Origin of the sequence: Polaromonas sp., assembly GCF_012927415.1 — a bacterium.
GTDB lineage: Bacteria > Pseudomonadota > Gammaproteobacteria > Burkholderiales > Burkholderiaceae_C > Polaromonas.
The window spans coordinates 1-24,296 of record NZ_JABBPF010000077.1; the positions used below are offsets into that span (position 1 = coordinate 1).

Here is a 24,296-nt window from a genome sequence, read left to right on the forward strand (position 1 = left end):
TTTTTCGCGCGGGCTTTTCGCGCTGGCCGACGTCCACGGCTGCGAGCTGGTTGGCGGCGACACCACGCAAGGGCCGCTCAACATCTGCATCACGGTATTTGGCGAAGTCCCCGTGATCAACGGCAAAAGCCAGGCGCTGCTGCGCTCTGGTGCCCGCGCCGGTGACGACGTTTATGTGAGCGGCACACTGGGCGATGCCCGGCTGGCGCTGCAGGCCCTGCGCGGCGCGCTGAGCCTGCCGGCCGCAGTGCTCGCGCAGGCCCGGCAACGGCTGGAGCGGCCCACGCCCCGCGTCGCGCTGGGCCAGGCACTGCGCGGCGTGGCCTCAGCCACGCTGGACCTCAGCGACGGATTGGTCGGTGATCTGCAGCACATCCTGCAGGCCTCCGGCGTCGGAGCCACGCTGGACACTTCGATAGCTATTAATTTAATAGCAGTCTACAACCATTCCTGCTGGACTGCAGGCACTATTTCCCCGGAAAAACAGCTTGAATGCGTGCTGGCGGGAGGCGACGACTATGAGCTGGCCTTTACCGCCCCGGTCACCGTTCGTGAAGCGGTGCACAACGCGGCTCGTCTGTCAGGCACGCCAGTGACCCGCATCGGCCGCATCGACCCCGAGCCCGGTCTGCGGCTGGTGGACGCGGCTGGCCGGCGCCTGGCCGGCCGGTTCTCTTCGTTTGACCATTTCGCCCCCGCCTGACAATGATTCGACCATGACCGAAATTCCCTTTTCACCAGCGCCCGTCAGTCTCGCCCCCGTGCGGCCCACCGCCAGATTCATGCTGACGCATCCCGCGCATTTCATCGCCCTCGGCTTTGGTTCGGGCCTCAGCCCGGTCGCGCCCGGCACCGCCGGCACGCTGTGGGGCTGGCTGTCGTTTCTGGTGCTGCAGCAGTGGCTGTCGGCGGCGCAGCTGGGCTGGCTGATCGCGGCGTCCATTCCGGTAGGCTGGTGGGTCTGCACCGTCACGGCGAGAAATATGCGCGTGCTCGATCCCGGCAGCATTGTCTGGGACGAAATCGCCGCCTTCTGGCTGGTGCTGTGGCTGGTCATGCCGACCGGCCTGACGGGGCAAGCCGTGGCTTTCGCCCTGTTTCGCTACTTTGACGCCGCCAAGCCCGGCCCGGTCGGCTGGGCCGACCAGTTGTCGCACGGCGTGAATCCAGCCACGGATCGCCACGCCTGGAGCTGGGCCGGCTTTGGCATCATGTTCGACGACCTGGTAGCGGCGGGCTGCACGCTGCTGGTGATTGCGCTGTGGAGATTCTGGTGACCAATTTACTCTCGGTTTCAGAGCGGAAAATACCGGAATTGTCCGGACTATTGACTGATCTGGCTGAAATCCTGCAGGAAAATGGCTGGCTGATGACCACGGCCGAAAGCTGCACTGGCGGGATGATCGCCGCTGCCTGCACCGATCTGGCCGGCTCCAGCAACTGGTTTGAACGCGGTTTTGTGAGCTACTCCAACGAAGCCAAAACCGAACTGCTCGGCGTCGATGCGGCACTGATTGCCCGCCAAGGCGCCGGCCGCGAGCCACTGGCGCGTGCGATGGTGCAGGGCGCGCTGGCTCATTCGCACGCTCAGGTGGCGGTGGCGGTGACCGGCGTGGCCGGCCCTGGCGGCGGCAGCGCGGCCAAGCCGGTCGGCACGGTCTGGTTTGGCTGGGCCACGCCTGCAGGAGTGGTGAGCGAGATGCGCCACTTTGACGGCGACCGGCGCGAGGTGCGCGAGGCGACCGTGCAGCATGCGCTACAGCGGCTGCTTGCGTTGTCGCGCAGGTCTTTCACATAATGTTGCGGTGGTGAGACCACGCGCGGCTGCCGGCCGTGACTGCCGCTGCCCCGACGCGCCTGCTGTGCGCCGGCACAAATTCAACATCGGCCTGCACGCCATCAAGGCGCTGTTTCATCACGACATCCTCAAACACCACACGCTGTGCGAATGGAGTTGTCATACCGACAGTAGTAGACAGCGGCAGTAGGACGCAAATCCTGCGCGGAAGGGCTATCTTCGCGGAAAGCACGGATCAGTCGCATTTTGAGGGCGAAAATGACGCCACGTCCAATGCTTGTCAATGTATATTGCTATTTTTTTCATACCATCGTGAAGTTTTTTTCTTGCTGTGCGGCCGACGACGCAGAACACGGCACGGGCATGCCTACCGCACTGATCCAGTTGCCAAGCAGGCACGTCGGCGGCGCAGCAACAAGCCCGACAAGGTATAAAGTGCGCAGGCGAGAAGCATCTTTCCGTCCACGCAGTAACGCGGTAACGCAGTAACGAAGTAATGCCGTAACGCAGGAGTTGAACAATGAGCTGGTTTGACGGCTTTGAATCGCGCAGCTTTGAGGTGAACGGCGCGTCCATCCACATCCGGTTTTCAAAAATCGCGCCCGGTGAAGCGCAGCGCCCTGCCCTGCTGCTGCTGCATGGCTTTCCGCAATCGCATGTGATGTGGCACCGGGTGGCGCAGCACTTGAGCCAGCACTATTTTCTGGTCATGCCTGACCTGCGCGGCTACGGTGACTCCTCCAAAACCGCGGGCCTGCCGGATCACAGCAATTACAGCAAGCGCAACATGGCCCACGACATGGTGGCGGCGATGGACGCGCTGGGCATAGACCGGTTCGACCTCTGCGGCCACGATCGCGGCGCTCGCGTGGCGCATCGGCTGGCGCTGGACCACACCGCCCGCGTAAAAAGGCTTTGCGTCATCGACATCGCCCCCACGCTGGACATGTACGAGGGCCGCAGCATGACCCAGCCCTACATGGAATTTGCGCGCGCCTACTACCACTGGTTCCACATGCTGCAGCCCGCGCCGCTGCCGGAAATCATGATGGGCGCCAATCACCCTGAGACGGCAAGAGCCTACCTGCACGCCAAGCTGGGCGGCTGGGGCAGCGCCGGGTTGAGTTACATCGAGCCCGAGGCGCTGGCCGAATACGAGCGCTGCTTTTGCAATGCCGAGGCGCTTCACTCGGCTTGCGAAGACTACCGCGCCAGCGCCGGCATCGACCTGGAGCACGACCGCGAAAGCCGCCGGCATGGCCTCAAGGTGGCCTGCGACATGCTGGTGCTGTGGGGCGAGCGCGGTGTGGTCCGCCGCCTCTTCGATCCGCTGGCGCTCTGGGAGGCGCAATGCAGCGGCGAGGTGTCCGGCCACGGTCTGGCGGCAGGCCACTTCATCCCCGAAGAGCAGCCGAAGGCGAGCGCCAGGGCGCTGCGGCATTTTTTCAACTGACACGGCGAGCTCATCATGTCGACTTACCGCGCAGAAGTTTTATGGCATCGCACAGTGGGAGAGTCTGACAGCGACTTCCTGGACAACCGCTACAGCCGCCGCCATCTGCTGCGTTTTGACGGCGGCCTGGAAGTGACGGGTTCTTCGTCACCCCATGTGGTGCCGCTGCCCTGGTCGGATACCTCGGCGCTGGACCCGGAAGAGGCGTTTGTCGCCTCGCTGTCCAGCTGCCACATGCTTTGGTTTCTGTCGATCGCAGCCAGGCGCAAATTTTGCGTGGACCGTTATCTTGATACGGCAAGCGGCGTTATGGCCAGGAACGCCGATGGAAAACTGGCCATGACCGTCGTCACGCTCCACCCCGACGTGACGTTTTCCGGCGACCGCCAGCCCATGCGCGACGAACTCGACCAGTTGCACCACGCGGCGCACGAGGCCTGCTTCATCGCCAGTTCGGTCAAATCCGAGGTGCGCTGCGAGCCGGTCTACGGCGCGCTCCGGTCCGGTGTCTGAAACGTCGCGCGCCCGCCTGCTGACCGGCCTGGGCCTGCAAGCAGGTTGCTATCAACTAAATAGCGACTTGGGGCCGTTCTTATTCCGCCATAGGCTTAATTAGTGCCAAATAGCATTACTTGGCTGGAATCTGAGACTTCAGTATGACCGACGCTTAGGCATATCTTTTTGAAAAATGGGCGGTCCGTGCTTAGCGACACGATTGCCAACTTTCTTAAAAACAGAGGTGTTACTTGCTTCTCGGAGCGAAACGACGAGCTATTGATGGGGTCTCATTACGGTGGACGCTACACAGGCTTTTGCCTCGAGTTCGCTACCGCTTCAGCCGCATTCGAAAAGGTCATGCAGGTCAGGTATCGCAATGACTTTCCGTCCATAAACCTTGTTCCAATTTTGCAGCCTGAAGGTGATGACCCAGACTGCTTGGTGTCCCAACTCTTCTGCACGAAGTCAGATTCATGGAAATATGAAGCAGAGTGGCGTGCCATTCATGCACAAACAGGGACCAAATTCGTTTACGACTCTGAGTGCCTGACTGGCATTTTCTTTGGTCCAGACATTAGCCAGGATTCGCTAAAGATAATTTGCCTCATTTTGGGCGGGCGAAATGAGAGCGTCAAATTTTGGCGTGGCCGGCGCAGCACCACCGAGTTCAAAGTGGTGTTCGCGCACTTTGTGTACACGCCAACTATTGAAGCAAAGCGCCGAGGACTTTTATGAATATGACGGACATAAACCCGGCATCAAGCCGACGACTACCGTTGAAGCTGAGCGGCGCTACCCTGCCGTCACAATCAGAAATTTTTCCTGACCTTAAAGTCAGTCTCCGGCCATTAAAAAGTGGGTTCCATCCGCCACCGAATCAGAATCACTCAAGCCTGATTTCGGCCGCCGCTTCACTCTGCCCCGCAACACTTCTTGTATTTCTTTCCGCTGCCGCAAGAGCAAGGATCATTGCGCCCCGGCGCGGCTTCCTTGCGGATGGTTTCCACCTTCGGTCCCATCGTCTTCCACAACTCGCGCAAGTCGTAAACCGCCCAGATCGCTTCGCCGAAGGCGTTGAGCCGGGCAATGCTGGTGCTGGGCGTGCCTTCTTCGCTCAGAGGTGATATTTCGGGTGCGGCGCTGTCGTCTTCGGTCATGGCGACCACGGCCTGCAACGCGCCGTCCAGCCATTTGGCGGCGTCCTTGTCGCGCGGCGCCATCCATTCGTCGGGCCAGCTTTCCACGGCAAACATGAATCCAAGGGCCCACACCTGCGCAAAGGCGGGCAGGTCTTCGCCCTTGAAGGCGGCCTGCTCTTCTGGCGGCATGTCAGCCACGACCCCGCGAATATCCATCACCTCGGGGTGGTAGCAGGCGTCGTCTTCCAGCGAGTCCACTTCCGCGCCGAGCGCGGTTTCGACCTCGCTCCAGCGCTGGTTCCAAAGCGTGAGGAAGCGCCCCTGTTGCGCGTCGCTGGCAAACGAGCCGCTTTCATCATCGGCAACCTCGCCCTCGGTAGCCGTGCCCAGCAGCACGGACAGGTATTCGTCCTGGGCGATCGGCCGGCGCGAGCAGATCACCGCCGCCATGAAGCCCTCGCAAAATTCCCATTGCGGCGTTTCCTCGTAACGGCCGCGCAAGTCGTCGAGAATGGCGTCGAGCTCATCAAAGGCTTCGACTTCCATCCACGGGGTATCCATCGGTGTCACTGGGCCTGGGCCGGGGTTTGAGGTCGTCATGAAGGTGCAATCCTGAGCCTCAGACAAGGCTCTTATGATGGACAAGTGTATCTGCCGCGACGCGGCAATTTCTGGCTTGCGGTCCAACCGAAAGTCGCTCGGAAAGAAAATGAACGCCCTGCTGCAGCGCCTTGAGGCCATGTTCCCGCTACGCTACTCCGTCATGGTGTTGTGCGGGTTCGGCGTGTTGCTGGCGCTTTTCAGCCTGGTCGCTTTTCGCGTCGGCTGGCTGGCCCTGCTGGTGTGTGCCGCGCTGCTGGCGGTGGGCGTGCATGACCTGCGGCAAACCCGCCATGCCGTACTGCGCAATTATCCGGTGATCGGTCATCTGCGTTTTCTGCTCGAATTCATCCGCCCCGAGCTGCGTCAGTACTTCATCGAAAGCGACAGTGAGGCGACGCCGTTTTCACGCGCACAGCGTTTGCTGGTTTACCAGCGCGCCGAAGGCGAGGCTAGTAACCGGCCATTTGGCACACAACTCGATGTGGGCAGGCAGGGCCATGAATGGGTCAACCATTCGATGGCGCCCACCCGGTTGCCCACCCACGACTTTCGCCTCTGGATTGGCGGCACGCCCGGCCAGCCGTCTGCCTCTGTGCAACCCTGCAGCCGCCCCTACCATGCCAGCGTCTTCAATATTTCGGCGCTGAGCTTTGGCGCACTCTCGGCCAATGCCATCATGGCACTGAACAAGGGCGCGCGGCTGGGCGGCTTCGCGCATGACACCGGGGAAGGCTCGATCTCGGAACACCACCGGCTGCATGGCGGCGACCTGATCTGGGAAATCGGTTCGGGCTACTTTGGCTGTCGCCACGACGACGGCACTTTCAGCGAGCGGCGATTCGTGGCCAATGCCTGCGACCCGCAGGTCAAGATGATTGAAATCAAACTCAGCCAGGGTGCGGGGCCTGGCCACGGAGGCGTGCTGCCCGCGCCCAAAGTGACTGCCGAAATTGCAGCGGCGCGCGGCGTACCCCTCGGCCAGGACTGCATCTCGCCATCCAGCCACAGCGCGTTTTCGACACCGCTTGAATTGATGCAGTTTGTCGCGCGGCTGCGCCGGTTGTCCGGCGGCAAACCCACCGGTTTCAAGCTTTGTATCGGTCATCCGTGGGAATGGTTTGCCCTCGTCAAGGCGATGCTGGAAACCGGCATCACGCCCGATTTCATCGTGGTGGATGGCGCCGAAGGTGGCACCGGTGCGGCGCCGCTGGAGTTCAGCGACCACGTCGGCGCGCCGCTGCAGGAAGGTTTGCTGCTGGTGCACAACACCTTGATCGGCGTGAACCTGCGCAGCCGCATTTCGATCGGCGCGGCCGGCAAGGTCGTCAGCGCCTTTGACATCGTGCGCCTGCTGGCCTTGGGCGCGGACTGGTGCAACGCCGGACGCGGTTTCATGATGGCGCTGGGCTGCATCCAGTCGCAGACCTGCCACACCGGACGCTGCCCGACCGGCGTCACGACGCAGGACCCGATGCGCCAGCGGGGGCTCGTGGTGCCTGACAAGGCCGAGCGGGTGCGCAACTTTCACCGCAGCACGCTGCACGCGCTGAAGGAGCTGGTGCAGGCCGCGGGATTGCATCACCCGGGCGAGCTCAACGCGCACCACATCGTGCGGCGACTCACCGATACCGACGTGCGGCTGCTCAGCAACCTGGTCCTGCAGGTGGCGCCCGGCGCGCTGCTCGGGTCGCTGTCTTCGCAGCACAAGGTGTTTCGCAGCTACTGGCCGCTGGCCAGCGCGCACAGTTTTCAGATTGGAGCGGGGGAAGTCAAGACGGCTTGAAACGGGCTGCGCACACAGGGTAAATCAGCCATGAGGCTGCACATCTGTCGGAACTTTTCCCACAAGCATCCACCGCAATCCGCGATGAAAAATTCGTTACCCGGTCTTCGACACAACCGTTTGACGATTAAATCAATCTCAAACCCCTGACCATGGAAACATGGTGTGTTTTTTATCACACATCATGTTTCACAATAATGCCGTTGAACCCTGAACCAGCGAGCTGCATGCGGTTGATTTAATAAAAACCCCCGTATCCGTGACCCGTTACCTTTAATCGGAACTGACGTATCGGTTTGGCGGAGGTCGGGACATCACGATTTCTGAGAGAGGAAGCGCTTTCAGCGGGCCATAAAAAGCCGGCGGAGAAGTCCTACCCCATGTAGGCGAATTCTTACAAGTTATGTGTGCCAGCGCACACACAGCCGAACAACGGATCAGGTGCTTCATATTACAAAAAGTTGCCACCGTGGATTTCCATGATCGGCATCACTTTTCCAGAACAACCGCAGTTTTGTCATGCGACCGCACCGGCCCGCATACAAATTAGCAATTTTTGCGCGCGCTTGCTTCTTTGTTCATCTCTTCAATCGGAACGCTTCATGCATCGTCGCCATTTTTTTGTGAAATCATCGGCCGCCGCATTGGCCGCCACCATGCTGGGAGTCGTAGGCAATGCCCAGTCCCAAACCGCTCCGTCTCTCCGTTATCCAGCAACGCCTGCCGTCTTTACAGGCGGCCCCATCAATGTGCTGCGGGAAATGCAGGCCCTGCGCATACCTACCGGTCCCTACACCGGGGCTTACGAGATCGCGCCCAACGGACTGATGAACTGGTATTTCGCCAACATCGGACTGATTTCCGTTGTGCAATACCTCGATGCGCCCAGCCTGGACACGTACATCCGTGTCTATCTGGACCTGTACCTCAGCAAGCTTGAGGCCGATATGACGATCAAGGACGTGCATTTCCCATTTGGCCGCGCCAACACCAGCAGTTTCACGCTGGCGATGGCCGACTCGGATGATTCGTATGCCGCAACCTTGCTGACGCTGGCGGTTCGCTACCTGCGGGCCAGCCAGAACTGGGCTTGGTGGGAGCACGTCCCCTTATCACCATCAACGAGCTCGGCTTTTACCAACGCATCAAGAGCGTGCTGGCGGGTCTCAGCGAAGTCTGAAGCGGCCTGTTCGTTCAGGTGCAAGGCCTGAAATCCGGCGCGAGTCGTGGCGCGGGTTGCCTTGGGCGGGGCAGAGTGGGAAGACCGGGGCCGCAGCCATGCTGCGTACGCTGAAACTTTTGATGGTGAAGCGGTAAACGCACGGGGAGCCGGTATTTGGTCGGTTCGCCAAGCGACTGCGAGTTTCTCAAAAAATCACTCCAATCGGCATCAGGTCCAATGCTTTACGTTGTTGTTAGCTATAAAAATAATAGTAACAACGCTGCGGCAGCGAATTACAGGTTGTCGTGCACCGCCGCCGCTTCGGCTGCTCCGGTTTCCCTGACCAGCTGGTTCAGCGCCTGGGCCACCACGCCATGCGTCTCAACCGGGCGCAGCAGGCGCTCCCGGATCAGGCGCTCGCAGCTGCGTTGCGTCATCGAATGCGGCTGGCCGCCATGGCTGACAAACATGAACAGCGTGCCCTTGCTGCTGGCCCAGATCAGCTGGGCGCGCAACCAGCGGCGCCGTGAATACAGGTCGACCCAGCCGCCGGTCCGCAGGCCGAGCAGGATCTGCGTGGCTTCGGTGCTGGCCATGGCCGTACTGGCAACGGGCTGGTCCGCATCCGCCGGGGCGGGCTGCGCGGGGCTGTCGCCGGCCCCGGGCGCTGCAATCACCGCACTTGGCAGGATGGTGTCAATGACTTCTTCCTCGCCCTGCAGCGGCATGAGTCCGGCCTGCAGGCTGGGCAGCGTGTCTTCAAAACCGGCCGCGTCCAGTTCATTGCGCGCCAGCCACGGTGGCGCGGCCGCCCTGGCCAGCCGTTGGGCGGGCGCTGTCGCAGCTTCTTCGGGCTCCAGCGGCATCGTGCCGGACTCCAGCGCATCCTGCTGGCTCTTGAGGCGGCGCAGCTTGAGCACCGGCCGGTGCAGATTCATCAGTCCTTCAAAAAACAATTCGTTCTCGCGCGGGTCCTGGCCCAGCAGTTCCAGCCCGGCATGCAGCTTGCCGAGCAGGCTGGGGATCATCTCGATCAGTTTCGCGGGCTGCTTCAGGGTCACGTCCCGCTTGACGCTCCACAGCAGGTCAGGCACCGCCGATCCAAAGCCCTGCGGGTCAACCTGGTTGCGGGTATCGGCAAGCCGGGCTTGCGCCATCGCCAGTGCCCACGGACCAAACAGGAAATCCAGCACGATGCCGGGCACCTTTTCAAGGTCTGAGCGGGCGCTCAGATCAAAGGCGATCTGGTCGGCCTGTGTTTGTCTGTCCTCCGCAAAGCGCAGGGCGCGCAGCACCTTGTTGCGGTTTGCCAACTCCAGCTGGTCTTGTCCGTCCCAGGCGTCTTCAAGCGTGGCCAGCGCCATGCCGAAGGGCTGCGCATCATCAATGGCCAGCGCATTGAGGTCATTGAAGGCCGTGCTGACCGGTTCAAAAAAATCCAGGAACTCGGCGCTAAATTCGTCGTTGTATTTGAAACTGCGCTGCGCTACGCGTTCCATGACGCGCCGCCCTGCATGGCCCTCATCGCTGAAAAAGCGCGGGTCGACCATGGCCAGGCGCAGCAGCGACGGCTCCAGCGCGACGATGGCCTGGCGCACCGGTGCCAACAGGCGCGGGTCCTGCGCCACCTGGTTCACCAGCTTGCGCACCACCTCCAGCCCGAGCACCTGCCCGACCCGCGTAGCCTCTTTTTTCAGCCGGGCGCGGACCAGTGCACGCTCGCGCGGACGGCCAAAAGCGCCCCACCGCTGCGGGTCAAGCTCGCTGCCCTCGTCGACGGCGCGCGGCGGACGATCGACGGCCGGCAGATCCCCGTAGCCGGACGGTGGCGCGCCCGACCATCCGGATAGTGAGGGCAGGACCGAATCTTCCCCGGTTGCCAGCAGCGCGGCCAGCTCCTCGTCGACCGTTTCGTAATAGGCAGGGGCCAACCCGATGTCAGCATGGCCGCCGCCATGGAACAAAAAGTCCTGCAACAGCCCGTCCCTGATTTCGTCGCCGGTCGGGTCGGCATACTGAAAGGGCTGGTCGGCCGGCTGCCTCCCGGACGGGGCAACGCCGGGTCCGCGATTTTCCCTATTCCCGCCGCCGGGGCTCTCCTGTAAACCTGACCTTTGCCCTTCTCCCCCCGAGCTGCCGCTTCGCGCCGAGACGGCACCAGCCGGTGTTTGCAGCACCCGGTAGCTGGCGCGCTGCACGTTGGCCCTCTCGAGCTGATGCACCAGTTGTTGGTAAATGTGCCCGAGCTCGCGCCCCAGGGGTGGCGCCAGGTATTTGTTCCACAGCGAGGCGATTGCAGGCGCGACCGGGGCGGCAGAAACCATCTCGCGAAGCGCTTGTGCGAACACCTCCGGGCGCAGCGGATTAAGCTCGGGCCTGACATTGGCCAGGCCTTGCACCGCGCTGATCAGGCTGTTGAGTTCGGCCAGCACCTGCTCCACCGCTGGCAATACCTGTTGCAGCAAGCGCGCGGCCTCGATCGCCTGCGACACATCGGTGTCATTGACCAGCGAAAAAATGCCCGGAGAAAGGGTGGTAAAAGCGCTGTCCGGGGGCGTTACCCGGCTGGCAGCCTTGGCAGGTGCGGCAGGCGCGCGGCCGGACTGCTCGGCCGCAGCCACATTGGCCTTGAATTTAAGCAGCAGGTCAGCGGGGTATCGAGTGCTCCAGGACGCCTTGTTTTTCAGCAATTCCAGCCAGGCGGTGGACAGCTCATTGCGCTCGGTCACTTTCATGCTCTGCGTTTCAGCCATCTGCAGGGCCGCCACGGCGTCTTCCATGCAGCGTTCCAGCGCGGGCCTGGCCGCTTTGGCTGCTTCCTGACGGCAAGCTTGAAGAAGGTCTGGTTGCGAAGCCATCTGGAGCGGGATTCCCGGAAACGTTTGATTAATACGCTCAACAGGCAAAATACCAACGCCGCCTGATCAAGACTGATCCTAGGGTAAGGGGGCAACGAGGGTTGAAACGAAATGCTTGCAAATTGTTTCAGTTTATTGCAATTTAATACAGCTGCCGACACCCGTATTTGCGTTGGCTGGTTCTCTTTGGCCCTCGCAGGCACAGCAAGCACTGCACGGGCAAAGCGGTATTTTTATAAGATCCATGTTTGCCAACTTCCTCACAACCGGACAAACGCGGCCTGACATGAGTTTGAATTGAAGTTCTTCCCGTCGCATCTCCTTTCTGTCAGATCCCTTCCAACCAGACTCGGGCTGCCTTTGCTGCTAGGCCTTGCGCTGGTGGCAGCTTCGCCTGCCCGGGCGCGGACCGTGCTGGAAAACGCGGCCCTGCTGGGCATGAGCCGGCAGCAGCTGGCACCCGTGCTGCCCGATGCCCGGCCGGTCAGTTCGCCCCGGCGGCTTTCATCAGGCGCTTCGGGCTTGTTGCGTGTGGCCGATGCGGTCTGCGAAGGCTCGCACTTTGTGCAGACCCTGTTTTTTTTACACCAGGCACTGCAGCAAATGGACCTGGTGCTGCTCGATCCGGCAAGCGGTCCGGGGGCGGAAGCGGCTGTGACGAAGACCCAGGCTTTCCTGGTGCAGTCCTTGCGGGCGCGGCTGGGCCCTGAACTCGCTGCCTTCGGCGCTGCGCCGGACGGGGTGGCGCAAACCGCCTCGTGGGTCAGCGCCGGGGCCGACGTCATGCTGTTTCGCTCGGGGCGGCCGGACCATCCGGCGCTGCGGATGGTAATCAGGCGTCGGCTACTTGTGAATGCGAACGAACTGTGAGCCGCCGGAATGCCTGCTTTCCGATATTTCTTTATTCAGACAGGCATAAAACCGACAGCCGACAGCCGATGCCCATAGCGGATAACTGATAACCGAGGGATGGCCGGTGCTTGCATTGGCTGCTGTCTGGCAGCAAACTGGCAGTTCCTGAATTGACGCAGCGGAGCTTGCCATGACACCTGTTAGCACTGAAGAGTTCAAGGACGCCATCCGGCTGGCGTGGGACCGGTCAGCCAGCGGCTGGAACAGCCATACGCCGGCGATTCACCGCTGGCTTGCGGCGGCAACCGCGGCCATGATGGATGTGGCGCGCATCACCGAAGGCATGCAGGTGATCGACATCGCAGCCGGCGCGGGTGACCAGACACTGGACATTGCCCGGCGGGTCGGCGCCGACGGCCATGTGCTGGCCACCGACATTTCCGAAACCATATTGCAGTTTTCCAAAGACAACGCACAGCGCGCCGGCTTGCTCCAGGTCGAAACCCGGGTGTCCGATGCCGAAGACCTGAAGGTGCAGCCGGCGGGTTTCGACGCCGCCGTGTGCCGGCTCGGCCTGATGTTCTGCCCGGACCCGGTGCAGGCGCTGCGCCAGATGCACCGCGCGCTCAAGCCAGGCGGGCATGCCGCCGTGCTGGTATTTTCCGAGCCGCAACACAATCCGTTGATCACCATCCTGATGGCAACGGTGCTCACGCACGCGGGCTTGGGGCCGCGCGATCCATTTCAACCCGGCAGCCTGCTGAGCCTGGGCAAGCCGGGCTTGCTGGAGGCCCACTTCAGGCAGGCCGGCTTTACCGCTGTAACAACCAGCCGGATCCCCGCGCCGTTTCAGCTTGCATCGGCCCGCGCTTACCTGGACTTTGTCCGCACCTCGGCCTCACCGATCATGCAGATTCTGGGCCATCTGGATCCTGCGGCCCAGGAGGCCGCCGGGGCCGCCAAGCAGGAGCGTCTTGACGTCTTTCAGACGCCGGAGGGCTGGGAAGGGCCAAATGAGTTGCTGCTGGCAGGCGGTAGCAAGCCGGCCGACTGAATTCACAGGTCTTGCCGCTCTAGTCCGACGGGAACGAAGCCGTGCGCGCCGGTTTTAAGCCGTATTGGCCGGCTTTCTTGCCGGCTGACGGAAGCGGACCACAGGGAACGAATGAAACATTGGCGAGATACCGGTGAACGCCCTATGGGGTACCCGGGTCATTCTGCCGCCGCGGGCACCCGGCCTTCAGGGCAAAACCAGGGCGCGGTCAAACGCGTTCGCCGCGGAACCGGCGATGATCGTCGTGGCTCGAAGGGCGATTTTCGTTCCGCGTGCCCGGAAAGAAAAGACCGCAGGTGCGCCCGGACGGTGGCTGATCATGCCGCCTTGGGCCCTCGGCTTCATGACGGAAGACCAAGCCACGCTGATGACGGTGTCGCCGACCTGGCCGTCGTGGCGCTTGCGCTGTGGACCTTGATGACTGATGGCGACTACAGCGGCTGGCGGCGCAACTGGAAAGCGCACCGGGCGGCTGAAAAGACGGCAGTTCGGTTTGCCGTTCTTTTGTATTTTTAGGCGAAACATGGCTCAGGTCCTTATATTTCGGAACCTGCTTGCTATTTAATTGATATCACCTTGTCGCGGATGATTGGCGCAGCAGCGGCCCGCACAGCCCGTAAAACCATGAGTTGCCGGATCGTTGGCGCTCTTCAGCAAAACTCAATGAACGAAAATTCAGGGCATCAACTGCAAGCCGGGCGGCAGTGATTCGCCCAGCACGCGGCGCTCTGTGGCGGCGTCCAGTTCGACCCGCTGGCGCACCATGTCAAGCCAGCCAAGCGGTGCATTGACGGCCCGCAGCCGCGCCATGATCTGCTCCCGCAGCGCCAGCGGCAGGTCACGCGCCCGGTCGTCGGTCATGCGGGCCAGATTGACGGCCGCAAAAGCGGCGGCCTCGCTTCGTTTCCAGTCGAGCGCCAACAGGCTTGCCAGCCAGCCTGCAGCCGTCCCCGCCGGCACCACATCGTGCGGGCTGCCGTAGAAGGGCTGGCGTGCGCCGATGCGGCCCAGTGCCCACAGCGTCAGGCTGTCGTCGGGACTGTCCGGGTCGGCGCGCGGTCCGGGCGCGGTCCCGGCTGACTGCAGGCGGTCGAGCAGCCAGTCGCCAATCTCGCTCTTGTATTCCGCCGGGATACGCTCCAGCGAAGCGCCCAGCCGCAGCATGTCCTGCTCGCTACCCATGACGGGCCGGGTGTCAGCAGCCTGCAGGCCCTCCCTGTCACCTTGCAGGTTGAAGGCAAAGTCATCGAGCAGCCGCAGCTGCCCGCTGGCGTCCAGGCCACCTGCGACACGCCGCCACAGGGTCCACCATTCGGCGCAGACCTGCTTGTCATTGCCATGCTGCACGCCAGGCTGAAATAACGGCCAGAGCTGCTGCACTCGCCAAGCGTCCAGCGCGTCGCCAAAACCCGGCCGCAGGCAATACCCCGCCAGGTTCAGCCAGACCCGCTCATGCTCGGCAGAGCGGCGCCGGCCGCGCTCGCGTTGCCACAAGGCGTCAAAGAGCTGGCGCAACGCGGATGTCGGCCAGCGCTCTCGCTCGCCCAGGATCTGCTCCAGCTGCGTGCGCAGCTGCCTGACTTGCTTGCCTGGCACGCGCTGGGCATTACTGCCGAAAATGCGATCGATTTTCTGCACCGCTTCACGCAGCCGGGCCGCTGCCATGCCGCCTTCGCCAGCGCTGCTTTCGGCTGCTGCAAGCTTGTCGGCGTGCCGCAGGTCAAACTCCAGCAGCCAGCGCCGGCCTGGGTCGGCCAGGCTGACGCAATGCATCTCCAGTGTGCCGACCTCGGTCAGACAGGTCGCCAGTTGCACCGCGATGTGCTGGCGGCTGGTGGTCTGGCCGGCGGATGACTTGTCTGCCGTCCCCTGCAACACCATCACGATGGGCGGCAGGCGGACAAAATTATCGTCGTCCAGATGCACCAGTTCGCCGGCCTGGGGCTGGTCGGCCGCATCGGCTACCGAGGTCAACAAATGAAAGCGCACCGGCTGGCCGACGCGCAGGGCAAAGCTTCGGCCGGTCAGCAGGATTTCCTGGCCGGTTTCGCTGCCGCGCGGCAGGAGGCAAATGCCGCGCGCTTTGGTCGCGTCTTTGGCATCATCAAGGCGCAGAACATAGCTGCGCGCCGAGCCGCCGCCAATGCGGGGCGACTGCCCCCGCTGCGCCAGCGCAAAAGCCACCGCGCCGCGCGCCACCGCCACATCAGGGTTGTCGTTGTGCAGCAGGCGCAGCGGCGCGCCGCGCCAGTCGCCCAGCGTTTGCTGCAGCCGCCGCGCAAGGGCTTCAGAGCGAAACACCCCACCGTTGAGCAGCAGGGTATCGGGCATGGCTTCTCCATGCTGCCTGAGAAAATCGGCAATGTGGCGGGTGATGGCCGGGTCTCTGGCATAGGGCAGGCCAAAGGCCACGATGCCGCCGCGCACCTGCGTGGCCCGCGCATCAGGCCCGACCCGCGGAAAGAAACCGTCGACGATCAGGTGTTCGGCTTCTGTGCGTGCGAGCATCACCGTGCGGCTGCCTCCCACCAGGCGGGCGCCGTCACCCAGCAGCGTTACTGGCAGCTGTTCGGGTGCATCAACAGCCAGCAACTGCTCCTTGGCGGCGCGGCAGCGCTCCATCAGCTGGGCCAGCCGGCTGGCCGACAGCTGGCGTACCGGCAGCCCGTCGGCGGTGCCGGCCATGCGCGCCTCGACCGCGTGCGCCAACGCCAGATCCATGTTGTCGCCGCCCAGCATCAGATGGTTGCCCACGCCGATGCGCGTCAACCGGGGCTGGCCAGTGCCAGGCTCGACCTGGAACAGGCTGAGGTCGGTGGTGCCGCCGCCGACATCGCAGACCAGCACCAGCCGGGTCTGCGCCAGTTCTGCATCAAGGCTGCTGCGGTGGCGCAGCAGCCAGTCGTAGAACACCGCCTGCGGTTCTTCCAGCAGCCGCAGCCGGGGCAGCCCGGCCTGGCGCGCGGCGCTCAGAGTGAGGGCGCGGGCGCCCTCGTCAAACGACGCGGGCACCGTCAGCACCAGCTCCTGCTGCTCCAGCGGGTTGCCCGGAAAGCGCCCGTGCCAGGCGCTTCGCACATAACGCAGGTAGCTGGCGCTGGCCTCGACCGGCGAGACCTTGGGCACCTCGGCAGGCGCGCCCCAGGGCAGGATGGGCGCCAGCCGGTCGACTGCCGCGTGGGACAGCCAGCTTTTGGCGCTGGCTACCAGCCGGCCCGGCACCTGCGCGCCGAGCTTGCGCGCCCACTGCCCGATCACGACCGGCGTGGCGCAGGCGCTAGCTTCGCCAGGCCAGGGCAATTGCAGCGCCGTGGCGGCCAGTTCGCCCTCGGCCGCGTGGTAGCGGCTGGAAGGCAACAACGCGAGGGCAGCAACTTCACCCGGCGCGACCAATTGTCCAATCTCGAACAGCTTGATCCCGGCCTGCACTGGCGATGTCAGCAGGGCGTAGGCGACCACTGTATGAGTGGTGCCGAGGTCAATGCCGACAATGTACTGGCTCATTGATTCCGCCTTCAGGGATGTAACGATGACAGAAATGCGCTCAACCCGTCATCGCCCCGCCGCAAAGCCGCGGCCGATGGCGCGTCGATGCAGTGCATTGCTGCGTTTGCCTTGCCATGAAGAGCGCTGGAAGGTTTGAAGTTTCCAGGTTTTTCAGCGATCGGCTTGAACTGCTCGCACGTCAAACTCGACCTTCCAGCGTTCGTCGCCCTGGCTCGCCACGGCAGTCAGCTCCAGCGTGCCGCTGCTGGTCGCGACGGCGCGCAGTTTGACCTGCACGATTTCCCCGGCCTGCCGGCCTTCGGCGGGAAGCGTGGCCTGAATTTCACCCAGCTCCTGCAACTCGCCGGGCTGCCAGAAGTCGAGCAGAATGCCGAGCGGGTCCTGGCGCCGCACCGACGAGCCAAAAAAGCGCAGGTGCATGGCTTCTCCCACCACCAGGCCGAATTCCTGCGTTTGCAGCTCGGCCTCGACCCCTTCTTCCATGCCAAACGGCGCAATGCACAAGGCCTGGATCGGCGGCTCAACACCGGGAATGGCCGGCATGGACGACTCCACAGCGACGTAATAGGCGCGCGCTGTGCCGCCGCGGATTCGCACGCCCTGACCGCGCCGCACATAGCCGTAGTAAGCCGCACCATGCGCCACCGCCAGGTCCATGTCGGCGCCTGTCAACATGCGGGCCGGCGCGGCGTGTTCAGCGCCGAGCCAGCCGTTCAGCGTCGCCAGCGTGCGCTCCGTCAGCAGGCCGGACTTGAAGACGCCGCCGTTGAACAGCACGGCGGTCGGGTGCAGAAAGCTCGCGTCCGCACCCGTGGTGCCGGCAAAACCGTCAAGTTCATCCGTGGCGCCGGCCTGCCGCCCTAGCAGCGCTGCCAGGTGGCGCGTCACGCCGGCATCCTGCGCATAGGGCAGGCCCAGCTGCATCAAGCCACTCCGGGCGCGGCTGGCGGGCCGGGCCGAGGCGCTCACCTCGGGAAAGAAGCCGTCCAGCAGCGTCGCGCGCACCTCGGCCTGTGTCAGCGCGGTACGGACCGAGCCACCGATCAGTTTGGCGCCACGGCTCGGCACCACGATGGCTTGCGCATCAAGCGTCGAATCACCCAGCAGGGCTTCCTTGGCGCTGCGGCAGGCATGGGTCAGCGCGCGCATCTGCCAGGGGTCGAGCTGCTTGCCTTCGCTGGCCAGCTTGCGCGCCACGACATGCGCCAGCGTCAGGTCCATGTTGTCGCCGCCGAGCAAAATATGGTCGCCGACGGCCACCCGGTGCAGTTCCAGCTGGCCGCCACGCTCCAGCACGGCAATCAGCGAAAAGTCGCTGGTGCCGCCGCCCACGTCGATCACCAGGATGACGTCGCCCGTCCTGACCTCCTTGCGCCAGCCGCCGGCGCTGGCCTGAATCCAGTTGTACAAAGCAGCCTGCGGCTCTTCGAGCAAGGTGAGCGAGGTGTAGCCGGCAGCGCGGGCGGCTTCGGCGGTCAGCTCACGCGCCGCCGGGTCGAACGAGGCCGGAATCGTGACGGTCACATCCTGCTGGTCAAACGGCGCCTCCGGGTGAGCCGTGTCCCAGGCCTGGCGCAGGTGCGCCAGGTAGCGGGTCGAGGCTTGCAGCGGCGAAACGCGCGCCACTTCGGGCGGCGCCTCGTTGGGCAGAATGGCCGCGCGCCGGTCCACGCCCGGGTGGCAGAGCCAGCTTTTGGCGCTCGATACCAGACGCATCGGCGTCTGCGCGCCACGCGTACGCGCCAGCTCGCCAACGGCGAAATCCTGGCTTGGCGACCACGGCAGCGTCAGGTCGCCAGCGGCCAGTTCCTCGGCATGCGGCAGGTACAGAAAGGACGGCAGCAAGGGCAGGCTCCCGACGCTGCCCGGCGCTGTCAGCTGCGGGATATCGAGCACGCCGTAACTGGTTGCCTCGCCGTCGCTGGCGGCGATGTCCACGTATGCCAGCGCGCAGTGAGTGGTGCCCAGATCGATGCCAATGCAGAACCGCGGCGTGCTGGCCTGGTTTGCGGCGTCGGCAGCCGGCCCGGCGCTCACAGTTCCACCTCCGCCTGGGCCAGCACGGTGGCGTCATGGCTGTCGGCCAGTTTTGGCAACCTGACCTCGGTGGCGCGCCAGCCGCGATGACTCAGGCTGCCCTGAAACGGCGCCTGGCCGACCACGTTGCCGGTCAGGCGGACGGCGCTGGCATCGAAGCCGGCTTCCAGAGTGACGCGGCTGCCCTCAGCTTCCGGGCGCACCGGCGCGAGGGTGAAATACTCGCGCAGCACCTTGGCGCAGCCTTCATGCACCAGCCGGGACGCGCCGCCGATGTCGGCGTCTGAATAAGCGCCGAGGTTTTCCTGGGTGAAGTCGATCAGGCGCGCCTCACGCTGCAGCAGGGCCAGCAGCTGCAGCGCGGCGTCCGGCGTGGCTTGCCTCAATGGGGCCGGCGCAATCGGCGCGGAGACTGGGGCCGTTGCCGGCTCGTCACCCTGGCGCAAGCCCAGAATACGGGCGGCGTAGCGGGAATCCGACAGGCTGCTGAAGAAGGCGCCGAAAGCGATGGGTATGCGTTTGAAAAAAGAGGGGTTTGAGTCTGGCGTGGTCATGGGGGTCTCCTGATTGCGCCGGCCGGCGGCCGGAAATGAGGTGGTTGAGCTGCTTCAGAAAGGGGGTTTGGCCTGTCCCGCCGGCTGCACGTCCGTGGACACTCCGGCGGGGAGAATTTTCAAAAACAAGCCTGGAGTGTTTCCCGCTTTTTGAACTTTGGCTGCAGGCGCCTATTGTCCAGCATAAAAAAGCGGCCGACGCCTTCTGTTTTGGCGGTTTGAGCGCCAAAAAGCCGTCATGTCCAATATTTACCAGTATGTAATGCTATGTAATTTATAGCAATTTGCTGCCGGCCTTGGCAGTGTTGCCGCCCTTCACTCTGTCACGCCAGCGGGCACGAAGGGGTGCGCGTCAAGCGCTCGGCGAAGCCAGTCAGGCGCGGCCAGGCCGACAGGGCTGCGTTCCGGGCCCTAGGGCGCGGGTAGCAGCCGGCCGGCGACGGCGGTTGCCGCTGAGCGGGTTTCCACACCGAGTTTTTCAAAGATGTGCTCCAGATGTTTGTTGACCGTGCGGTGGCTCATTCCCAGTATGTCGGCGATATCCCGGTTGGTCTTTCCCTTGGCAAGCCAGGAAAGCACTTCCGTTTCCCTCGGCGTCAGCGGCACGTCCGGCGGACGCATGGCGGTCAATGAGTCGGCGGGTGTGGCCTGTAGCAGGAGCATGGATTCGGAAATGCCGCTCTGGCCCATGTGGCGCGCCACCAATCTGCAATTTTCCGGCATAGCGACATTGATTTCGCCACCTGCGGTGGCCGATAGCAGCCAGGCCGCGCTCTGCTGGTCGGCGCCGTGACCGAAGGCGCTGTCGAGCCAGCGGGTCGCCTGCGGAGAACGCCAAGCCACCCGTCCCTGGCTGTCAAGCAGCACAGCGCCCAGGCCGGCGACATCGACCGCATCGCGCGCGAGTCGGCTTGCCCGGGCATTGCGTACATGGGTGGCCAGGCGCACCAGAACCTCCGGAATACGCAGCGGTTTGACGACGTAATCGACACCGCCGCAGGAGAAACCCTGCAGGATCTGTTCGGTTTCCGACAGGCCTGTCATGAATACCACCGGTATGTGGGACCAGTGCGCCGTGGCCTTGAGCTGGCTGCACAAGGCGAAGCCATCCATTCCCGGCATGACCGCGTCGAGCAGGATGCCGTCGGGGATCACGATTTCCAGGCGTTGCAGTGCTTCTTCGGCATCACGCGCCGCCAGCACCGCATAGCCTTCTGCGGTAAGGGCGTCGCACAGCATGCGCAAGGTGTCAACGGCGTCATCCACAACCAGGATGACGTGGCGTGGGGAAGTGGCTTTAGCTTGACTGGTCATGATCGGGCTCGCGTAGATGGTTAGCCAGGGTCTGGAAATCGAAGCGCTCGGCCAGAATCTGCAGAAATTGAAGCGTGACGGTGTGTTCGGGCTGGCCGGAAAGGGCCTTGCGCAGGCATTCACGCAACGCGCTGGCCTGGCCCTGACGGGCGAGCCCGGCCAGCTCCTCGCGCAGCTCCCCGGGCAGGCTGGCCGGGTTGGGCAGGGCGGCGGTTGCGTCACCCTGCATTGGCGTGGCGCCCGCCAGCGACAGCGGCGTGTTGTCGCTCACCCATTCGAGCTGCAGGGCCCGCTCCAGTGCCTCCAGCAGTTCCGACTCAATGACCGGTTTGCCGACAAATCCCTGGCACTGGAATTCGGCCAGCCGCTCGGGTTGATGGTCGAACAGGTTGGCCGAGACGAACACGATGGGGAGTCTTGAAGCCGGCAGCAGTTCGCGCAGCAAGGCGGCTGTTTCCCAACCGTCGAGGTCGTCCATGGTGATGTCCAGCAAGACCAGGTCGGGCGGCTTGCGCTGCACAATTTCCAGGCATTCACGGCCGCTGGCCGCCTCTTGCAGCGTGAAGCCCAGGGGTACCAGCAGCCCGGCAAGCAGCTGGCGCTGCAGGGGCTGGTCGTCGACCACCAGCAAGTTGCGGCGGGGGGCCAGGTAGCCAATCACCGATCGCAATGCCAGCGCGCGCGCGGGTGGCCGCGCCGGGTCGACCGAAATGCCGGGCAAATAAAGGCGCACGGTGAAGGTGCTGCCTTGCCCCGGGGTGCTGGTCAGCGTCAGTTCCCCCCCCATGAGCTCGGTCAGCAGGTGGGTGATGGTGAGCCCCAGGCCGGTGCCGGTCTCGCTGGCGCGGCGTCCCGCGCTGCCCCGTTCAAAGGGCAGGAAGATCCGCTCCTGGTCCTGGGGGGCGATGCCTATGCCGGTGTCCGTCACCTCTATTCGGGTGACGTGCTGGCGAAAATCGAGCCGCAGCAGTACCTCGCCCCGATCGGTGAACCGGACGGCGTTGGTCAGCAGGTTGATCAGGATCTGGCGCAGCCGCTTGGCATCCGCGCGAATGTAAGTGGGCGCCGAGCCTTCGATCTGCACGGCAAACCGCAGCCCCTTGCTCTCAGCCTGCGGGCGCAGCATGCCCTGCACATCCTCCAGCAGTTCGGCCAGCGCCAGCGGTACCGGGTCCAGCCGCAGCCGTCCGGCTTCAATGCGGGCCAGGTCCAGAGAACCATCGATCAAGGCGTGCATGTGTTGCCCACTGTGGTGCATGGTGGCCACCGTGTCGCGTATCCAGCCCTCAAGCTGCGGGTTTTTCAGCAAAATCTGCGTGTAGCCCAGGATGCTGTTCAGGGGTGAGCGCAGCTCGTGGGTCATGCCGGCCACGTAGCGGGTCTTGGCCTGGCTGGCTGAATCGGCATGGTCCTTGGCGGTTTGCAGCGCGGCGTCGGTGCGGCGATGGGCATCGATTTCTGCCAGGAGGCGGCGGGTTTGCTGTTCCGACTCGTCCTGCGCCATGCGCCGGCTGTCGGTGCTGAGCACGACCCACCAGGCGCACACCGCAGCCAGCAGGGCCAGCAGGGAGAACACCTTGAAAAACGGCATGCGCAAAAACTGGGCCGGCGTGCTCAGGCTTTCCTGGACATAAACCATCCCCACCAGAAACGCCATCGCAGCGCACAGCGAGAGCATGACCAAAAGGTACTGTCCGAAGCGGAAATTGACCTTCGATGCCCATGACCGTGGCAGCAACAGGGCGGCCACGGCACGTAGCTGTTCGGAGGCGCGCGAGCCGGTCTTGCAGCGGTCATAACAGCGTGATTCCAGCGAGCAGCATAGTGAGCAGATGGCTGCCCCATAGGCTGGGCAGCGCGCCATGTCTTCCGATTCGAACTGGTTCTCGCACACGATGCAGCGCACGCACTCGCCGGGCTGCCAGCCAGTGTCTGGCTTGCGTGCCAAATAATAGCGCCCGCCGGTGGCCCATGCCAGCAAAGGCGACAGGACCATCGACAGCGCCAGCGCGATAAAGGGCGAAAACGCGGCGGCCGCCTGGCCCAGCAAACCCGCATAGGCGCCACACGCCACGGTGGCTGCCAGCAGCATGGCACCCAGGCCCACCGGGTTAAAGTCGTACAGGTGCGCGCGCCGGAATTCAATGCCGGGCGGGCTCAAACCCAGGGGTTTGTTGATGACCAGGTCGGCCACCAGCGCGCCGACCCAGGCGATGGCCACATTACTGTAAACCGCCAGCACTTTTTCCAGTGCGCCAAAGACCCCCAGCGTCATCAGCAACGTGGCGATTAGCACATTGAACACCAGCCAGACCACGCGTCCCGGGTGGCTTCGGGTGACGCGGGCAAAAAAGTTCGACCAGGCCAATGAGCCGGCGTAGGCGTTGGTGATGTTGATCTTGATCTGCGACACCACCACGAAGATGACGGTCATCGCCAGCGCCAGACCGGTGTGTCCCACCGCCTGGGTGAATCCTGTCAGAAACATCTGCGTTGGCTCGGCGGCGCGTTGCGCATCCACCTCGAACTGCAAGGCGGCAAACGCTAAAAACGCGCCGCCGGCCATTTTCAGCATGCCCATGACAATCCAGCCCGGGCCGGCCACCAGCACCGCACCCCACCAGCGCACGCGGTTGGCTGGCGTGCGCTCGGGCAAAAACCGGAGAAAGTCCACCTGTTCGCCGATCTGCACGACCAGCGAGAAGATCACGGCCGCCGCCGCGCCAAACATCAACGGGTCGAAAGCGCTGCTGCCGCTTTTGAAGCCGGACAAGCCGGTGAAATCGCGGTAGAGCTGGGGTTTTTCCAGGGCAATCCACACAAACGGCAGAAACAGCAGGAACAGCCAGACCGGTTGCGTCCATGCCTGAAGACGCGAGATCAGCGTGATGCCTCGCATGGCCAGCGGCAGTACCACCAGCGAAGACAGCACATAGCACCACTCGATCGGCCAGTCCACCGCCAGCTGCAAGGCCAGCGCCATGATGGCGGCCTCAAGCGCAAAAAAGATGAATGTGAAGACAGCATAAATCAACGAAGTGATGGTCGAACCCAGGTAGCCAAACCCCGCGCCGCGCGTTAACAAGTCCATGTCCAGGCCATAGCGCGCTGCGTAGTAGGCGATGGGCAGTCCGGTTAAAAAAATCACCAGACCGACCGTGAGGATGGCCCACATCGCATTGGCAAAGCCGTAATTGAGGGCGATGGCACCGCCGATCGCCTCCAGCGCCAGAAATGAAAGCGAGCCAAATGCCGTGTTGGCTACCCGAAACTCGCTCCAGCGCCGAAAGCTCTTCGGCGTGTAGCGCAGTGCGTAGTCCTCCATGGTCTCGTCTGCAACCCACGAGTTGTAATCGCGCCGGAAACGAAAAATTGTCTGGGTGGCAACTGGTGGATCGGGTGGAGTGGACGAAGGCATGAAAACAGGCAAGCAAGAATCGTTCTCGCTTTAGCCGCCGGTCAGCGGACCGCTCCAATACGTTAATTGACGTATGGGTGGGAATTGAGGTTGACCCTAATCTTGGCTCCAGCGCGGCAATCTTCGCCGTACTTTTTAAACCCGCATGCTGCAAGGAGCGACTTCATGAAGCACCCATCCGATGACAATGTCCTCACCCCCTCAACCGCCGACGCCGGCCGGCGCCGCATGCTGCAGGCGCTCGGTGCCGCATCGATGGCTGGCTT

19 protein-coding genes are annotated in these 24,296 nt (G+C 63.5%); 10 read left to right on the forward strand and 9 right to left on the reverse strand.

Features of this window, described 5'->3' with window-relative positions:
* The 3 genes from HHJ19_RS08065 to HHJ19_RS08075 form a co-directional block, all read left to right on the forward strand.
* The coding region (locus HHJ19_RS08065) for an AIR synthase-related protein (protein ID WP_296905710.1) at positions 1–703 on the forward strand (703 nt) is incomplete at its 5' end.
* A 13-nt stretch (positions 704–716) separates the two neighbouring features.
* Positions 717–1,277 carry a phosphatidylglycerophosphatase A gene (locus HHJ19_RS08070; RefSeq protein WP_296905712.1) on the forward strand — a complete coding sequence of 187 codons (561 nt, stop codon included), beginning with the start codon at positions 717–719 and terminating at the stop codon, positions 1,275–1,277.
* A gap of 29 nt (positions 1,278–1,306) precedes the next feature.
* Positions 1,307–1,798, forward strand: a complete 492-nt coding sequence (locus HHJ19_RS08075; RefSeq protein WP_296905741.1) for a CinA family protein — start codon at positions 1,307–1,309, stop codon at positions 1,796–1,798.
* On the opposite strand, the gene HHJ19_RS08080 is transcribed toward HHJ19_RS08075, so the two are convergent.
* Positions 1,791–1,961, reverse strand: coding sequence for a hypothetical protein (locus HHJ19_RS08080; protein WP_296905714.1), 171 nt, complete (start codon positions 1,959–1,961; stop codon positions 1,791–1,793). The genes HHJ19_RS08075 and HHJ19_RS08080 overlap by 8 nt on opposite strands.
* 357 nt (positions 1,962–2,318) lie before the next feature.
* Between HHJ19_RS08080 and HHJ19_RS08085 the strand changes: the two genes are divergently transcribed.
* The 3 genes from HHJ19_RS08085 (at position 2,319) to HHJ19_RS18020 (ending at position 4,484) form a co-directional block, all read left to right on the forward strand.
* Positions 2,319–3,251 (forward strand): alpha/beta hydrolase, encoded by a 933-nt coding sequence (locus HHJ19_RS08085; RefSeq protein ID WP_296905716.1) that lies wholly within the window; start codon positions 2,319–2,321, stop codon positions 3,249–3,251.
* 15 nt (positions 3,252–3,266) lie between these two features.
* A complete protein-coding gene (locus HHJ19_RS08090; RefSeq protein ID WP_296905717.1) occupies positions 3,267–3,764 on the forward strand; it encodes an OsmC family protein in 498 nt (165 codons plus the stop codon).
* 264 nt (positions 3,765–4,028) lie between these two features.
* A complete protein-coding gene (locus HHJ19_RS18020) occupies positions 4,029–4,484 on the forward strand; it encodes a DUF2971 domain-containing protein (RefSeq protein ID WP_366929390.1) in 456 nt (151 codons plus the stop codon).
* Between the two features lie 176 nt (positions 4,485–4,660).
* Here HHJ19_RS18020 and HHJ19_RS08095 read toward each other — a convergent pair whose 3' ends face one another.
* Positions 4,661–5,449, reverse strand: a complete 789-nt coding sequence (locus HHJ19_RS08095) for a UPF0149 family protein (RefSeq protein WP_296905743.1) — start codon at positions 5,447–5,449, stop codon at positions 4,661–4,663.
* A gap of 148 nt (positions 5,450–5,597) precedes the next feature.
* Between HHJ19_RS08095 and HHJ19_RS08100 the strand changes: the two genes are divergently transcribed.
* Both HHJ19_RS08100 and HHJ19_RS08105 read left to right on the forward strand, forming a co-directional pair.
* Positions 5,598–7,274, forward strand: coding sequence for an FMN-binding glutamate synthase family protein (locus HHJ19_RS08100; RefSeq protein ID WP_296905719.1), 1,677 nt, complete (start codon positions 5,598–5,600; stop codon positions 7,272–7,274).
* Positions 7,275–7,876: 602 nt separating this feature from the next.
* Positions 7,877–8,485, forward strand: coding sequence for a hypothetical protein (locus HHJ19_RS08105; RefSeq protein ID WP_296905721.1), 609 nt, complete (start codon positions 7,877–7,879; stop codon positions 8,483–8,485).
* Between the two features lie 244 nt (positions 8,486–8,729).
* On the opposite strand, the gene HHJ19_RS08110 is transcribed toward HHJ19_RS08105, so the two are convergent.
* Positions 8,730–11,294: a DUF1631 family protein gene (locus tag HHJ19_RS08110; protein ID WP_296905723.1), complete on the reverse strand. Its 2,565-nt coding sequence runs from the start codon at positions 11,292–11,294 to the stop codon at positions 8,730–8,732.
* A 381-nt stretch (positions 11,295–11,675) separates the two neighbouring features.
* On the opposite strand from HHJ19_RS08110, the gene HHJ19_RS08115 reads away from it, so the two are divergent.
* Together HHJ19_RS08115 and HHJ19_RS08120 are read left to right on the forward strand one after the other, a co-directional pair.
* Positions 11,676–12,164: a hypothetical protein gene (locus HHJ19_RS08115; RefSeq protein ID WP_296905725.1), complete on the forward strand. Its 489-nt coding sequence runs from the start codon at positions 11,676–11,678 to the stop codon at positions 12,162–12,164.
* A gap of 172 nt (positions 12,165–12,336) precedes the next feature.
* Positions 12,337–13,200, forward strand: a complete 864-nt coding sequence (locus tag HHJ19_RS08120; RefSeq protein ID WP_296905727.1) for a class I SAM-dependent methyltransferase — start codon at positions 12,337–12,339, stop codon at positions 13,198–13,200.
* 186 nt (positions 13,201–13,386) lie between these two features.
* Here the strand turns inward: HHJ19_RS08120 and HHJ19_RS08125 are convergent, their stop codons facing one another.
* The 6 genes from HHJ19_RS08125 to HHJ19_RS08150 all read right to left on the reverse strand — a co-directional run bounded on the left by HHJ19_RS08125 (position 13,387) and on the right by HHJ19_RS08150 (position 24,030).
* Positions 13,387–13,725 carry a hypothetical protein gene (locus tag HHJ19_RS08125; RefSeq protein WP_296905729.1) on the reverse strand — a complete coding sequence of 113 codons (339 nt, stop codon included), beginning with the start codon at positions 13,723–13,725 and terminating at the stop codon, positions 13,387–13,389.
* A 150-nt stretch (positions 13,726–13,875) separates the two neighbouring features.
* A complete protein-coding gene (locus HHJ19_RS08130) occupies positions 13,876–16,704 on the reverse strand; it encodes an Hsp70 family protein (RefSeq protein ID WP_296905731.1) in 2,829 nt (942 codons plus the stop codon).
* A 153-nt stretch (positions 16,705–16,857) separates the two neighbouring features.
* Entirely contained in the window at positions 16,858–18,744 is a 1,887-nt protein-coding gene (locus HHJ19_RS08135; protein ID WP_296905733.1) for an Hsp70 family protein, read from the reverse strand.
* Positions 18,741–19,298 carry a DUF2760 domain-containing protein gene (locus tag HHJ19_RS08140; RefSeq protein WP_296905735.1) on the reverse strand — a complete coding sequence of 186 codons (558 nt, stop codon included), beginning with the start codon at positions 19,296–19,298 and terminating at the stop codon, positions 18,741–18,743. The genes HHJ19_RS08135 and HHJ19_RS08140 overlap by 4 nt, the downstream gene beginning before the upstream one ends.
* Positions 19,299–19,709: 411 nt before the next feature.
* Positions 19,710–20,612, reverse strand: a complete 903-nt coding sequence (locus HHJ19_RS08145) for a response regulator (RefSeq protein WP_296905737.1) — start codon at positions 20,610–20,612, stop codon at positions 19,710–19,712.
* The gene (locus HHJ19_RS08150; RefSeq protein WP_296905739.1) at positions 20,596–24,030 is read right to left on the reverse strand and encodes an ATP-binding protein; all 3,435 of its coding nucleotides are present in this window, start codon (positions 24,028–24,030) and stop codon (positions 20,596–20,598) included. The genes HHJ19_RS08145 and HHJ19_RS08150 overlap by 17 nt, the downstream gene beginning before the upstream one ends.
* Between the last annotated feature and the right edge of the window lie 266 nt (positions 24,031–24,296).